Here is a 14,262-nt window from a genome sequence, read left to right as displayed (position 1 = left end):
CTACCGGAAGAACCGCTCGCCGCTGCGGCGGACCCGGCTCTGCAGGAGCGCGTCGAGGCTGAAGCGCCCGGCTCCGGTCAGGAGCAGCGTGAGCGAGAATGCGCCGTAGAGGAACGCCATCTCGCGCTCGCCGAAGGGGTCGCCGCCGTGTTGGAGGAAGAAGGCGACGCCCATCGTGAAGAGGAGGAAAAACGCCGCCGGCCGGGTCAGCAGCCCGACGGCGATCAAGAGGCCGCCAGCGAGTTCGGCGAGGCCGGCCGCCCAGGCAAAGAGACCTGGCAGCGGGAAGCCGAGGCCGGCCGTCAGCTCGACGAAGCCGGGAGCCGGCGGGACCTTGCCGAGGCCGTGCGCGAAGGCCATCGCGAGGCCCGCTGTGAGCCGGAGCACGAGCAGACCGGCGTCGGCCACGGCGTCCGCGCCCCCAGCCCCGCCGATCAGAAGGTGGTGGATGCGTTTCATCGGGCGAGAGGTGGTGGTGTGATGAGAGACGGGCCTCTGCACGCGGAACCGCCGCCGAGGTTCACTCGCCGAAAGCGCGGCCGCGGTGGGTGCTGGCACCGAGCAGAAACGGCGAGGGCGGGGACGCGTTGCGCTGCGTCCCTGCCCTCGCTGCGGTCTCCGGCGTCCTCTGCTCAGCGCACGACCGACAGGCGCTGCACGGCCAGCACGCCCTCGCCGCCGCGCAGCCGGAGCAGGTACACGCCCGCCGGCAGGTCCTGCGTCTCGACCGCGACCTCGTGCGCACCGGCAGTCTGCGGCCCGGCCTCGACCGTGTGGACGCGCCGCCCGAGGAGGTCAACGACCTCCAGCGTCACCACCTGCGCCGCGCCGAGCGTGTAGCGAGCGGTCGCCGTCCTGCTGGACGGATTCGGGAAGAGCGAGGTGAAGCCGGAGGCCAGCGGCGCAGCCTCGCCCTCGCCGGAAGTCGGGAAGGCGAAAGCAGGAGTGCCGTATTCGACCCCACCGATTTGGGCGTAGACTAAATTCGTCCCGAACAGATTTCCATCGCCTAGGTAGCGGGTCTGCCCGATGCCTGCGAAGTAGGTCGCGAACGCCCCGATGTTGCCTATCTCCTTCACCGTGCCTTGAAGGCTTGGCCCTTCGTCAAGACCGAACGTGCTGCCGTAGCGCCCCGACGTGAACCAGGCGGCCTCTGGTACCTCTGAACACGCTACTTCGTCCTGGAAGTTGAACGGAAGGTCGAACAGGCAAGGCGTGATGAGGCGCGGATCGTCCACCGGGTCGCCCTCCTCGGCGTAGCGCCGGGGGACCGGGTCGGAACAGGAGACCTCGCTGGTACCGTCGTCAACTTCGCAGGAGCGGATCAGGAAGTAGTCGACGCCCTCGATGCGTTCCGTGCCGACGACCTCTTGGCCAGTCTTGCACGTGAAGACACCGTTGCAGAATCCCTCGTACTCGTACTGCCACTGGTTGCCGACTTCAAGCGGGAAGTAGCGCCGCCAGTCGGTCGTGTCGGGGCAGACTTCGTCGTCTTCCAGGTCGGTCGGGTCGCACGAGGCGAAGGCGGGCGTGCCGACCTGCTCGCCGCCGACATGGGCATACACGAGTTTCGGTGCGTTGCCCTGTAGTTCGATGGGGAAGGCGGTCGCCCCGAGGCCCGCGTACAGCACCGCGCCTGTGCCGGGGAATTTGACGAAGTCCTTCTCCGTATCGCCGGACAGGACATCGGGCGGCACGGGCCTCGTTGCTCCGTATGCGCCGAAGACCGAGCTGAACGCCACGTCCCCGGTACCCGGGCCGGTACACGCGTAGCCCACGTTAAAGTCGGCGCTGAGTAGGCATGGGAGCTGGCGCCACCACACGTCGCCGCTCTCGGTGCGGCGGACGATCATGTCGTGCTCGTCGTCGTAGCGGAGCAGCACGGGTGCTTCGCAGACGGCAGCCCCGGCGGCGTTGTCGTCGCAGCGTTCGAGCGAAACGTAGGTCTCGCCGCCCGCCTCGGCCTCGCCGGTGATCGACCAGCTCCAGCGGTTCTCCGGCTCCTCGGTGAGGTCCTCGTAGTAGTGCCAGACGTTGCCGACCTCGAGGGGGAAGTAGCGCTTCCAGTCGGTGGTGTCGGCGCAGGCTTCCTCCGTGGCAGCCGGGTCGCAAGGCTGGGCGACGAGGGAGCCGGCGCAGAGCGTAAGCAGGAAAAAAGCGGTAACCAGTCGCATTGGCGGGTCTCCATATTCGTGTCGTTAGCTCCATAGATACGGACGCGCGTGCACTTCGGCAAGCGCGGGGGCTATTTTCTCCGCCATGCCCCTCGCCTCGCCCATCCTCCTCGGCATCGAATCCTCGTGCGACGACACGGCCGCAGCCGTCGTCGCGGGCGGCGCGTTGCAGTCGAGCATCGTGTCGAGCCAGGCCGTCCACGGACGATTCGGCGGGGTCGTGCCGGAGCTGGCGAGCCGGGCGCACCAGCGCCTCGTCGTGCCCGTCGTGGAGGCGGCACTCGGCGAGGCGGGCGTGGCCAAGCACGACCTCGACGCCGTCGCGGTGACGTATGGTCCTGGGCTAGCGGGGTCGCTCCTCGTCGGGCTGTCGTTTGCGAAGGCGCTCGCGCTCGGCCTCGGGATTCCGCTCGTCGGGGTGAACCACCTGGAGGGGCACCTCTACTCGGTCTTTATCGAGGAGCCGTACCCGCCGCTCCCCTACCTCTGCCTGACGGTCTCGGGCGGGCACACCCAACTCGTGCTCGTCCAGGACGGCTTTCGCCACGAGGTACTCGGGACGACGCGCGACGACGCGGCGGGCGAGGCCTTCGACAAGGTGGCGAAGATGCTCAGCCTCGGCTACCCCGGCGGGCCGGTGATCGACAAGCTGGCTCGGGAGGGCGATGCGGCGTTTCAGGACTTTCCCCGCACCCGCCTCGGCGGGCCGGACGGGCCGTTCGACTTCTCGTTCAGCGGCATCAAGACGGCGGTGCTCTACTACCTCAATCGCTTCTCCGACGCCGAGCGGGAGGCCCTGCTCGCGGACTACCTGCCGGATATCGCGGCGAGCTTCCAGACGGCGGTCGTGGACGTGCTCGTCGGGGCGCTGCGCGACGCGGCGCGCGCGGCGGGCGTCGAGGCGGTCGCCGTCGTCGGGGGCGTCTCGGCTAACAGCCAGCTTCGGCGCGAAGCGCAGGTGATGGCCGAGGCCGAGGGGCTCCGCCTCTTCATCCCGAAACCGGCGTACTCGGTGGACAACGCGGCGATGATTGCGGTGGCGGGGCACCGGAAGTGGGCAGCGGGGATCGAGAGCACGCTGGACCTCGCAGCGGCCCCGGCGCTGGCCGTCTCAGGGTGAAACTCGCAGGCCCCCCGGCGGCGTTTACCCGTCCTTCGGCGACGCGCCACGTCCCACTCTCCGGCCGCCACCGGTTCTCTGCCCGGCTGGCAGGATTTATGCCCGGCCTCCCCTCGCGCCTATGAAGCTGCTGATTCGCCTCGCCCTGGCCGCGCTCGCGCTCGGCCTCGTCGGTGCCCTCGCCGTCTACTGGCTCCTCTTTATGCCGAACACGCCCGACTACGACGGATTCCGCGGGACGAAGCTGCCGCAGGGCGCGTCGTTTGAGGTGATCGCCGACTCGCTGGGCAGCGCGGGCCTGCTCGCCTCCTCGGCATCGTTCGAGTGGGCGGCGACGCTGACGGGCTGGGGCCGGCAGCTCAAGCCGGGCTACTACCGCTTCGAGGCCGGCGCGCGCAACTGGGACATCCTTCGCAAGATCCGCGCGGGCCGCCAGGACCCGGTGCGGGTGACGGTCCCGCCCGGCACGCGCCCCGCCGTCCTCGCCGCCGTCCTCCGCCGCGACCTCGACGCCGACTCCGCCGCCGTCGTCGAAGCCCTCGCCGACCCCGACCTCGCCGCCGAGCTTGGGACTGACACGGCGCACCTTTTCGGCTACATGCGCCCCAACTCGTTCGACCTCTACTGGACGACTGACGAGCGCGGGGCGGTCCGGCGGCTCAAGCGGGAGTGGAACCGCTTCTGGACGGACGACATGCAGACGAAGGCCGACGCCCTCGGCCTCAGCCGCGACGAGGTGGTGACGCTGGCGTCGATCGTGGAGTGGGAGGCGCGGCAGCGTGAGGAGCGGCCCCGCATCGCAGGCGTCTACCTCAACCGGCTGCTCGGCCGGACGCGCGCCGGGCGCATGCGGCTCCAGGCCGACCCGACGGTGCAGTACGCGCTGATGCAGGAGGAGGGCGGCCGGATGCGTCGCCTGCTCTTCGCCGACTACCGGTTCCCGCACCCCTACAACACCTACCTCATCGACGGCCTCCCGCCCGGCCCGATCAACAACCCATCCGAGTCCTCGGTCCGCGCCGTCCTGGACGCCGAGGAGCACGACTACCTCTACTTCGTCGCCACCGGCGACGGAGACCATGTCTTCAGCCGGACGCTCCGCGAGCACAACAACGCCGCCGAACGGTACCGCGCCCTGATGCGCGAGCGCCGGCGGTCGGAGGGCGGAGGACGGTGAGACAGAGGACAGTAAGACAGAAGACGGCGAACAGAAGACAGCGAACCGTTGGTGCGTTGCGCGGCGGCCTGGCTGATTTTCTTGTCTCTTCTTCGACTCACCGACTCACTGGGGCCGTCAACTGGGACCAGGTTCGCGCGCTCGTCGAGGCGCAGCTCACGCTGGACCTCCGGCACCCCAAGACGGGGGCGGCGCGGTTCTCGCGTGCCGCGATGACGGTGGTCTCCTACGGGGTCTCGTCGCTGATCCTCGCCGTCTCGCTCCTGCCGCACGCGGCCCACACCGAGACGGTACTCTTCGTCGGGCTGTCGTTCGCGACGGTGCTCGCGTGCTTCGCCGTGGTCGGCACCTACGACGACCTGATGGGGCGGCCGCGCGACCACGCCTGGGCGCTGACGCTGCCGGCGACGGAGGCGACGCACTACGTCGCCCGGCTCGTCAACATCGGCCTTTTCGCGGGCGTCGTGGGCGTCTCGACGGCGCTGCCGCTGGCGGTCCTCGTCGGCTGGCACAGCGGAGTAGCGGTGGCCCTCGCAGCGGGTGGCCTCTTCGTGGCGATGGTCTTCGGGGTGGTCTTCGCGGCGCTCGCGGGCATCTGGGGCCTGACGCTCGCGCTCCCGCCGCGCGCGCTCAAGCCGGTGCTCGGGGCCGGGCGGGCGCTGCTCGTGGGCGCACTCGTCGTGGGCTACCAGTGGATCGGGACGCAGTCCGACCTGGTGGTCGATGCCGCGTGGTGGCCGCCGAGCTGGGTGCTCGGCGGGCTCTGGCTCGGCAGTAGCGCGGCGGACGCTGCGCTGTTGGTGGCGCTCGCGGCCGTGCTCGTCGCCTGTTTCAGCCTGGTCTTTCCCCGGCGCTACTTCGCCCTCTTCCAGCGGACGGCGGCGAGCGAGGCGCTGGGCAACAAGGAGCGTGCTGGGCAGCTCGCCCCGAACCGGTGGGAGCGCCTAGTCGTCCGCGCCCCGGAAGCGCGGGCGGCGTTCGGCCTCACCGTCGCCGCGCTGCGGAGCGACCGGCTGATGCGCGGCCGGGTGTGGCCCGCCGCCCTGCTCGCCTTCCTCTTCGGCGTCTTCGGCTGGTGGCAGGACGGCCTCGGCGACCTCTTCGTGTGGGGCGCGCAGAACGTGCTGATGGAGGAGGCCGTCCAGATGCACCTCTCCGTGCTCGTCGTGCTGCTCTTCAGCGCGCAGACGCTCGTGCAGGCGCTCCAGTTCTCGGCCCACGAGCGCGCCGCGTGGGTGTTCAGCGTCCTCCCGATGCGAAGCGGGCGGGCCTTGCAGGTCGGCGCGCAGTCGGCGCTCGTGTTCCGGGTGCTGCTGCCGCTGCACGCGGCGCTCGCGCTCCTGCTCAGCCTCTCGATGTCGCCGTTCCACGCTCTGCTCCACGCCGGCTTCTGGCTCGGAACGTGCGCGCTCGTGACGCGGGTGCAGGCGCTGTTCCACCGCGAGCCGCCGCTCTCGAAGCGCTCGGACCGGTTCTCGTTCGCGGAACGGTTCGTCCCGCTGTTCCTCTCGATCCCGGCTGCGGTCGCCTTCCTGATGCTCCAGGTGGCGGCGTTCGCCTCGGTGCCGAATGCGGTACTGGCGCTCGCCGGCATGGTCCTCGCTCACGCAGCACTCGGCCGGCTGCCTGGTCTGCGGCTGACGCGGCCCGCACTGGCGTGGGGCTCGGCTCCCCGTCCGGCAGAGGCGTAGCACTGCGGGGTCCGAACGCACACGCCTTTCGTGCGTTGGTCCTGTTCCCTCTCACTTCTCTCTTCTCTGATGGCTACGAACGTCCTCGGCGGCGACCTCCAGCCGTGCAGCATCGACCCGCTCACCGGCTTCTACCGCGACGGGGCCTGCCAGACCGGACCCGACGACCACGGCACCCACGTCGTCTGCGCCCGCGTGACGGACGCGTTCCTCGCCTTCACCGCCTCGCGCGGCAACGACCTCTCGACCCCGAACCCGGCCTACGGCTTCCCCGGCCTACGCGCCGGTGACCAGTGGTGCCTCTGCGTGAGCCGCTGGGCCGAGGCGCTCGCCGCCGGCGTCGCCCCGCCCGTCGTCCTGGAGGCGACGCACGAGAAGGCCCTCACCGTCGTGGACCTCGGCACGCTCCGCGCCCACGCGGCCGAAGACGCCTGAGCGAGCCGCAAGACAGACGGACCCCAAACGCATCGGGGCCGGTGGATCGCTCCACCAGCCCCGACCTGCTTTCAGCCTAGCGGTGCCTGCTAGCGCAGGAGCGTGATCCGCTGCGTCTGGACCGAGCCGCCGGCAGTCACGCGGACCACGTAGGAGCCGCTCGGGAGGTCGCGTCCGTTGAAGACGACCGTGTGCTGCCCGGCGTCCATCGTGCCGCTGGCGAGGCGGGCCACTTCGCGCCCGAGCACGTCGTAGACGACGAGCTGTACCTCAGCCGAGGCGGCGAGGTCGACCTGGATCATCGTAGAGCCCGCGAACGGGTTCGGGTAGGCTGCCAGGCCCAGCTCTGCCGGGACCGTCGCGCTGCGGCTCGCCGCTGCATCCTCTTCCTCCACCGCGATGTCCTTCGCCAGCCACGCGGGGGCGTCGCCGATGGCGGAGCCCGTCACCGTGATCGTGAAGCTCTCCGAGTCCTCGACCACAGCCCGCGCCAGGAACGAGCCCGTCATCTGACCGACCGAGAGCGTGTAGGTGTAGATGCCGGGCGGTGTGGAGGCAGGTACGATCTGCGTGTACGTGCCGCTCACCGTAGCGCCCGAGGGCAAGGTACCGGACCGGATGAGACCCGAGGCCGAGCCCGGCATGGCGGTGTAGTAAAAGTCGCCCGCGTACCCGGCCGGGGTCGAGTTGGTGACCGAGAACGCGAACGAGACCGAGCCGCCGGGGGCGACGGTCGTGGAGGTCGTCGCGCTCGCCGTCAGGTCGATGCTGCCGGCACCGGTGCCGTCGATCAGGTTTTGGCCGCCTGGGCGCAGGACGATCTCGCTGCCTCCGGTGATGGACTGGCTGACGGTGCCCTGCACGGTGCCGCGCACAACCAGGCGCGACGGGTTGCCGTCGGCGTCGGCACCGAGCGTGAGCGAGCCGGTGAGCGTGAGCGTGACGCCGTCCGGGACGTAGAGGTACTCGCCGTCGAGGGCGAGGTCCGCGATCGTCGTGCTGGCGGCGATCACGTCGCTGCGGTCGTCGTCCTCGAAGCTCTCGAGGAGGCTGCCGAGCAGGTTCAGGCGCCCCCCGCTGACGGTCTCGAGGCCGATGTCGTCGGTGCCGAGCAGCAGGGCGCGCTTGACGTCGAGCGCGACCGCGCCGGGGTTGTCCTTGTACTCCTGCAGGCGGGCCCCGCTCATGCCCGAGACGAGGAACGCCGCGGCACCGGCGACGTGCGGCGTCGCCATCGAGGTGCCGGTGGCGTTGCTGTAGCCGCCGCTGCTGTTGATCGAGAGGATGGAGGTGCCCGGCGCGCCGAGGTCGATCGTCGTCAGACCGAAGGCCGCGCCGCTATTCTTGTCGTCAGTGCGTGTGGTGTTGGTCACCGAGACCAGGTAGTTGCTCGGGCAGGCCGTCGGGACGTCGCCCGTCTGGTCCACGTCGGCGTTGCGGTTCATGGTCGCCCCCATCGAGAGGATGCCGGCCTGGCCAAGATCGTCGTAGAACCCGCACCAGATCGGAAAGTCGTCCGGGTCGGCGAAGTCGACGCCGAAGGACGAGTTGGTCGAGACGATGAACGCGCCCTCAGCGCCGCCGGTGGCGTCGTACTGCTGGCGCAGCGCGAGCGCGTAGCCGTAGGCCTCGACGACCGTCGACTCGTTGCCCGAGGAGCCCTGGATGGCGACGGCCTGTGCGTCCCAGTTGACGCCGGTGATGCCGATGCCGTTGCCGCCGTTGCCCGCCGCCGTCCCGGAGACGTGCGAGCCGTGGAACGAGTTGGTGACGTTGCCGCTGCTGCTGTAGGCGTTCCAGCCGTTCACGTCGTCGACGTAGCCGTTGCCGTCGTCGTCGATGCCGTTGTTCGGGGTCTCGGCCGTGTTGGTCCAGTAGTCCATGTCGGGGTGGTCCAGGTCGAACCCGCTATCCACGATCCCAACTGCCACGCGGTCGCCCTGGGCGGAGACGCCGCCGGAGAGGTAGTCCCACGCCTCGGGCGCGTCGATGTCAGCGTCGGGCGTGCCGCCGCTCTGGCCGGTGTTGTGGAGGCCCCACATGTCGCCGAAGCGGCTGTCGTCCGGCTCGGTGCTGCGGAGCGTCACTTCGTGGTTGAACTGCGCTACCTGGACCGCCGCCGTGCGGCGCACGGCGTCGAGCGTGGCACGGGCCGCGAGGTCGTCGCGCCCGACCTCGTTGAACTCGACGAGCCAGATGCCCAGCGCCGGGACGAGGAGCCGCTTGGCGACGAGCCCTTCGCCGGAGAGCCGGGCGGCCGCCGTCAGGTCGGTGATGTCAGCCTCGGGGGCGAGGCGGACGATGAGCTCGCTCGGCACGCGGGCGTCGGCGCGCTGCGCGTCGGCGGTGGGAGCAGCGAGGAACAGGAGACAGGCAAGGGCGGCGAACAAGCCGCGTCGGCAAACATGCATCACGGTTCTGGGTGAGTCGGTGGAGGGAAGGAAGGAGGCGCGGTGGCCCGTCCCGCAAGACTAAGCAAACACGCCGCCTAGCGCAACCTATGTGTTCGCTTTGATGCAAACGTGACGTTTGCGCGACGCCGGGCCCTGCGCCGCCTGGATTCAGAGCGCCCGGCGGACGGCCCGGCGCACGAGGTCCGCTGTGAGACCGAAAACGAGATGGGACCCGACCTCCCACACATGCGCCGACGTGGGCAGGTCGGCAGGCCGCGCCTGGAGGCCGAGCGCCGGCAGCATCGTCCCGTGCGTCCCCGCCCAGAGCGCGAGCGCCGCCGGCAGCCCGTACCCGATCCCGACGACCGGCGCGACCTCGGCCAGCACGCCGTAGGCCACCCCCGCACCAGTCCCGAAGACGTAGTGGATGCGCGATTGCGCTGCGAGCGTCTGGGTTTGGCTGATCCGGCCGCCGGTGAGCCGCGCCACGAGGAGCGCGGGCGGCATCCGCTCCGGGTGGCCCGAGATGTCGGCTCCGGGAAGCTGCTTTTCGTCGTACGTCGGGGGGAAGAAGTCTTCGCCCACCACCTGGAGCACAGGCTCCGTTTTACTCTTGGCCCAGGCCCCGGCCAGGCCACCGACCAAGCCGGCGGCGGCCCCTTTCCAGAGAGGTGACATGGTCAGCGGGTGAGTTGGCGGTACTTGATCCGCTTCGGGATGTCGGCGGCGGTCCCGAGGCGGGCGCGGCGGTCCTCCTCGTACTCCGAGTAGTTGCCCGGGAACCAGCGCACGTCCACCTCACCCTCGGCGTCCACCTCGAAGGCGAGGATGTGGGTGGCGACGCGGTCGAGGAACCAGCGGTCGTGCGAGATCACGACGGCGCAGCCCGCGAAGCCGAGCAGCGCCTCTTCGAGCGCGCGGAGCGTGTTCACGTCGAGGTCGTTGGTCGGCTCGTCGAGCAGGAGGACGTTCGCGCCCTCCTTGAGCGTCTTGGCGAGGTGGACCCGGCCGCGCTCGCCGCCGGAGAGCTCGCCGGTCTTCTTCTGCTGGTCCTGCCCGGCGAAGTTGAACCGCCCGACGTAGGCGCGCGCGTTCACCTCGCGGCCCCCGACCTGGACGAAGTCGCCCCCGCCCGTGATCTCCTCGAAGACCGTCTTGTCGTCGTCGAGCGGCCGGCCCTGGTCGACGTAGCCGAGTTCGACCGTCTGCCCGACCGTAAACGTCCCGGCGTCCGGCTCCTCCTGCCCGGTGATCATGCGGAAGAGGGTCGTCTTCCCGACCCCGTTCGGGCCGATGATGCCGACGATCCCGCCCGGCGGGAGGCTGAACGAGAGGTCGTCGTAGAGCACGCGGTCGCCGTAGCCCTTGGCCACGTCCTGGGCCTGGATCACGATGTCGCCGAGGCGGGGGCCGGGGGCGATCGTGATCTGGCGCTCCTCGCTGCGCTGCTCGTGCTGCTCGGCGAGCATCTGCTCGTAGTTGGCGATGCGCGCCTTGCTCTTGGCGCGGCGGCCCTTCGGGTTCTGGCGGACCCACTCCAGCTCCTGCGCGAGCGTCTTCTGCCGCCGCGACGCCTGCTTCTCCTCGACCGCGAGCCGGGCGTGCTTCTGCTCCAGCCACGACGAGTAGTTGCCCTCGAACGGAATCCCCTTGCCCCGGTCGAGTTCGAGGATCCAGCCGGCGACGTTGTCGAGGAAGTAGCGGTCGTGGGTGACCGCGATGACGGTGCCCTCGTACTGCTCCAGGTGCCCTTCGAGCCAGGCGACGGACTCGGCGTCGAGGTGGTTGGTCGGCTCGTCGAGGAGGAGGACGTCGGGGCGCTGGAGGAGGAGGCGGACGAGGGCGACGCGTCGGCGCTCGCCGCCGGAGAGGACCGAAATCGGCGTTTCCATCGGTGGGCAGCGGAGCGCGCCCGCGGCCATCTCCAGCTTCGAGTCGATGTCCCACGCGTCGAGGCGGTCGATCTGCTCCTGGAGCTTGCCCTGCTTCTCCATGAGCGCGTCGAAGTCGGCGTCCGGCTCGGCGAAGCCCGCGCTGACGGCCTCGTACTCCTTCATCAACCCTACGGCCTCGGCGGCTCCTTCCTCGACGATCTCGCGGACGGTCTTCGACTCGTCCAGCTCCGGCTCCTGGGCGAGGTAGCCGAACGAGATGTCCTTGTCGGCCTGGATCGTCCCGTCGTACTTAGGGTCGAGGCCGGCGATGATCTTGAGGAGCGTCGACTTGCCGGCACCGTTGAGGCCGAGCACGCCGATCTTGGCGCCGTAGTAGAACGAGAGGTAGATGTCCTTGAGGACGAACTGGCCGGGGCGGTGGCTCTTGCTGACGCCGACCATCGAGAAGATGATGTTCTGGTCGCTCACGGTAGGGCGAAGGGGTAGGTGCGCGGGGACAAGGCAAAGGTACGAATGGAACCCATATGTAGGGACCGTATATACTCCCATCATCTGGACGCTTATGGCCCGCTGCTTGAAGCTCCTCGACAAGGCCCGCCGCGCACCAAACAACTTCGGCTTCGGCGACCTAGAGAAGCTGGCCGTCTGCGCCGGGTTCGTGTTCCGCCGACAGTCCGCCTCGCACCGGATCTACCGGCACCCGGACGCGCCGAGCGAGCGCCTCAACCTCCAGCCGAGAGGCAGCAAAGCGAAGCCCTATCAAGTCCGGCAGCTTCTTGCCTTCATTGACTCGCACTATCCCGATGGCCTCGCCGACTGACTATCAACTCAGCCTAGACTGGAGTCCCGACGACCGCGAGTACGTCGTCACCTTCCCGGCCTTTCCGCTCCTCTCTGTGCTCGACGAGGACCCGCAGCGCGCCGTCGCTGAGGCGCTCGACCTGCTCCGCGATGTGCTCGCCGACATGGCCGAGGCCGGCGACCCGCTGCCGCGCCCGGACAGCCTTTCGGCCTTCAGCGGCGATTTCCACGTTCGGATGCCGCGCAGCCTCCACGCCCGCCTCGCGCAGGCCGCCGACCGCGAAGGCGTTAGCCTTAATCAACTCATCGTCACGCGCCTGGCAGAAACCGGACCGGACCGCCTCAGCATCTGAGCGCACATCCTGACCCGGACGCGCTAGCAAAAAAGCGCTGGAGAACGTGCCGCGTCCGCCGGCTGAAATAACGAGGGCTAAACATGTAAGGCGCGTATCCGAGCTACTGTCATCCCACGCCGACCCTTCCGCCATGCGCTTCCACCTCCTCATTTTCGCCGCCCTGCTCGCCTTCGCACCCGTCGCGCTCGCGCAGGAGGCCGAGCGCTTCGAGCTGATGGACGTGTTCGAGCTCGAGTACGCGTCCGACCCGCAGATCAGCCCCGACGGCGAGCACGTCATCTACCGGCGCAACCGGATGGACGTGATGGCCGACCGCGCGCGCTCCGACCTCTGGATCGTCGACTACGACGGCGGCAACCACCGTCCGCTCGTCGCAGATGCCTCGTCGCCGCGCTGGTCGCCGGACGGCGAGCGGCTGGCCTACGTCACAACCGACGAGCACGACAAGGCGCAGCTCTTTGTCCGCTACTTCGACACGGGCGCGTCGGTGGCGCTGACCCAGCTTCCGGCCTCGCCCGGCGGGCTGGGGTGGTCCCCCGACGGAGAGCAGATCGCGTTCACGATGTTCGTCGAGGGCGAGGCTGAATCGCTCATCTCGCTCCCGGCCCCACCGGACGGCGCGGCGTGGGCCGACCGCCCGACCTACACCGAGTCGGTTCGCTACCGGTCGGACGGCAGCGGCTACACCGAGCCCGGCTTCCGGCAGGTCTTCGTAGTCTCCGCCGAGGGCGGGACGCCGCGCCAGGTGACGAACGGCCCGTACAACCACGGCGGCTCGCCCGCCTGGACACCCGACGGACAGGCGCTCATCCTCTCCGCGAATCGAAGCTCAGACTGGGAGTACGACCCGCGCGAGTCCGACCTCTACCGACTCGACCTCGACACGGAAGCGCTCACCCGGCTCACCGACCGCGACGGCCCCGACGCCAGCCCAGCGGTCGCGCCTGACGGGCGGATCGCGTACCTCGGCTTCGACGACCGCCGCCAGGGATACCAGCTCACCCGGCTCTACGTCGCCGACGCCGACGGCTCGAACCCGCGCCTTGTCACGGGCGGGCTGGACCGGAGCGTGCAGCGTCCGACGTGGAGCGCCGACGGGACGGGCGTGTTCGTCCAGTACGACGACGAGGGCGACACCAAGATTGCGCTCGTCGCCCTTGACGGCACGGTGACGAACCTCGCCGACCACCTCGGCGGGACCTCGCTCGGGCGGCCCTACGGCGGCGGGTCGTTTTCCATCGCCTCAAACGGGCGCTTCGCGTTCACCCTGGTGGCACCCCACCACCCGGCCGACCTCGCGGTCGGGCAGCGTGGCGCACGCACAGCACGGCTGACCCGCCTCAACGACGACCTGTTCGAGCACGCCCCGCTCGGCAAGGTCGAGGAGCTGTGGACCGAGTCGAGCGCCGACGGGCAGCGCATCCATGGGTGGATCGTCAAGCCGCCGGACTTCGACCCCGACCGGCGCTACCCGCTGATCCTCGAAATCCACGGCGGGCCGTTCGCCAACTACGGCCCGCGCTTTTCGGCGGAGGTCCAGCTGATGGCGGCGGCGGGCTACGTCGTCCTCTACACCAACCCGCGCGGCTCGACGAGCTACGGCGAAGCGTTCGGCAACCTGATCCACCACGCCTACCCGAGCCAGGACTACGACGACCTGATGAGCGCGGTCGACGCCGCCATCGGGCAGGGCTACGTGGACCCGGACCAGCTCTTCGTGACGGGTGGCTCGGGCGGCGGTGTGCTGACGGCGTGGATCGTCGGGCATACGGACCGGTTCCGGGCGGCGGTCGTGGCGAAGCCGGTCATCAACTGGACGAGCTTTGTGCTGACGGCCGACGCCTACCCGTTCTTCTCGCAGTACTGGTTCCCGGCCCTCCCGTGGGAGGACCCGGAGGGCTACTGGGCGCGCTCGCCGCTGGCCTACGTCGGGAACGTGACGACGCCGACGATGCTGCTCACCGGTGAAGAGGACTTCCGCACGCCGATCTCGGAGTCGGAGCAGTACTACCAGGCGCTCAAGCTTCGGCGGGTTCCGACGGCGCTCGTCCGCGTCCCCGGTGCCGCGCACGGCATCGCCTCGCGCCCGAGCCGGCTCATGGCGAAGGTGGCCTACATCCTCGGCTGGTTCGAGCGCTACCGAGGTGTTGAGTAATCTAGTCCGTGCCCTGCATCGCGGCGGCGAGGCCACTGGACGAAGGAACGCTCACCGGAAGCGGA

Annotated in this window: 12 protein-coding genes; 7 read left to right on the top strand and 5 right to left on the bottom strand. The window is 69.7% G+C overall.

The genetic code is table 11. The features are described 5' to 3' along the window. Together AAGI91_06855 and AAGI91_06850 are read right to left on the bottom strand one after the other, a co-directional pair. Positions 1 to 459, bottom strand: a complete 459-nt coding sequence (locus AAGI91_06855) for a DoxX family protein (GenBank protein ID MEM1042336.1) — start codon at positions 457 to 459, stop codon at positions 1 to 3. A gap of 173 nt (positions 460 to 632) precedes the next feature. Further along, complete coding sequence (locus AAGI91_06850; GenBank protein MEM1042335.1) at positions 633 to 2,174, bottom strand: T9SS type A sorting domain-containing protein; 1,542 nt, start codon at positions 2,172 to 2,174, stop codon at positions 633 to 635. 85 nt (positions 2,175 to 2,259) lie between these two features. Here AAGI91_06850 and tsaD point away from each other — a divergent pair, with 85 nt between their 5' ends. From tsaD to AAGI91_06830, 4 genes are all read left to right on the top strand, one after another. Then, the gene (gene tsaD, locus AAGI91_06845) at positions 2,260 to 3,294 is read left to right on the top strand and encodes a tRNA (adenosine(37)-N6)-threonylcarbamoyltransferase complex transferase subunit TsaD (GenBank protein MEM1042334.1); all 1,035 of its coding nucleotides are present in this window, start codon (positions 2,260 to 2,262) and stop codon (positions 3,292 to 3,294) included. 121 nt (positions 3,295 to 3,415) lie between these two features. Beyond that, positions 3,416 to 4,471, top strand: coding sequence for an endolytic transglycosylase MltG (mltG, locus tag AAGI91_06840; protein MEM1042333.1), 1,056 nt, complete (start codon positions 3,416 to 3,418; stop codon positions 4,469 to 4,471). Positions 4,472 to 4,527: 56 nt separating this feature from the next. Then, positions 4,528 to 6,162 (top strand): hypothetical protein, encoded by a 1,635-nt coding sequence (locus tag AAGI91_06835; protein ID MEM1042332.1) that lies wholly within the window; start codon positions 4,528 to 4,530, stop codon positions 6,160 to 6,162. 69 nt (positions 6,163 to 6,231) lie between these two features. Continuing rightward, positions 6,232 to 6,597: a DUF2237 domain-containing protein gene (locus AAGI91_06830; protein MEM1042331.1), complete on the top strand. Its 366-nt coding sequence runs from the start codon at positions 6,232 to 6,234 to the stop codon at positions 6,595 to 6,597. An 89-nt stretch (positions 6,598 to 6,686) separates the two neighbouring features. On the opposite strand, the gene AAGI91_06825 is transcribed toward AAGI91_06830, so the two are convergent. The 3 genes from AAGI91_06825 to ettA form a co-directional block, all read right to left on the bottom strand. After that, entirely contained in the window at positions 6,687 to 9,008 is a 2,322-nt protein-coding gene (locus tag AAGI91_06825) for a S8 family peptidase (GenBank protein MEM1042330.1), read from the bottom strand. A gap of 150 nt (positions 9,009 to 9,158) precedes the next feature. Next, the gene (locus tag AAGI91_06820; protein ID MEM1042329.1) at positions 9,159 to 9,668 is read right to left on the bottom strand and encodes a DUF1440 domain-containing protein; all 510 of its coding nucleotides are present in this window, start codon (positions 9,666 to 9,668) and stop codon (positions 9,159 to 9,161) included. A 2-nt stretch (positions 9,669 to 9,670) separates the two neighbouring features. Then, positions 9,671 to 11,353: an energy-dependent translational throttle protein EttA gene (gene ettA / locus AAGI91_06815; GenBank protein MEM1042328.1), complete on the bottom strand. Its 1,683-nt coding sequence runs from the start codon at positions 11,351 to 11,353 to the stop codon at positions 9,671 to 9,673. A 94-nt stretch (positions 11,354 to 11,447) separates the two neighbouring features. On the opposite strand from ettA, the gene AAGI91_06810 reads away from it, so the two are divergent. The 3 genes from AAGI91_06810 (at position 11,448) to AAGI91_06800 (ending at position 14,197) form a co-directional block, all read left to right on the top strand. Then, a complete protein-coding gene (locus AAGI91_06810) occupies positions 11,448 to 11,705 on the top strand; it encodes a type II toxin-antitoxin system HicA family toxin (protein MEM1042327.1) in 258 nt (85 codons plus the stop codon). Further along, positions 11,689 to 12,039 (top strand): toxin-antitoxin system HicB family antitoxin, encoded by a 351-nt coding sequence (locus AAGI91_06805; GenBank protein MEM1042326.1) that lies wholly within the window; start codon positions 11,689 to 11,691, stop codon positions 12,037 to 12,039. Before AAGI91_06810 ends, AAGI91_06805 begins: the two co-directional genes overlap by 17 nt. A gap of 133 nt (positions 12,040 to 12,172) precedes the next feature. Then, entirely contained in the window at positions 12,173 to 14,197 is a 2,025-nt protein-coding gene (locus AAGI91_06800) for a S9 family peptidase (protein ID MEM1042325.1), read from the top strand. Positions 14,198 to 14,262 lie beyond the last annotated feature (65 nt).

Source organism: Bacteroidota bacterium (assembly GCA_038746285.1).
In the GTDB taxonomy this organism is placed as follows: domain Bacteria; phylum Bacteroidota; class Rhodothermia; order Rhodothermales; family JANQRZ01; genus JANQRZ01.
Note: the sequence above shows the minus strand (reverse complement) of the source record. Positions and strands in the feature narration are given on the sequence as shown.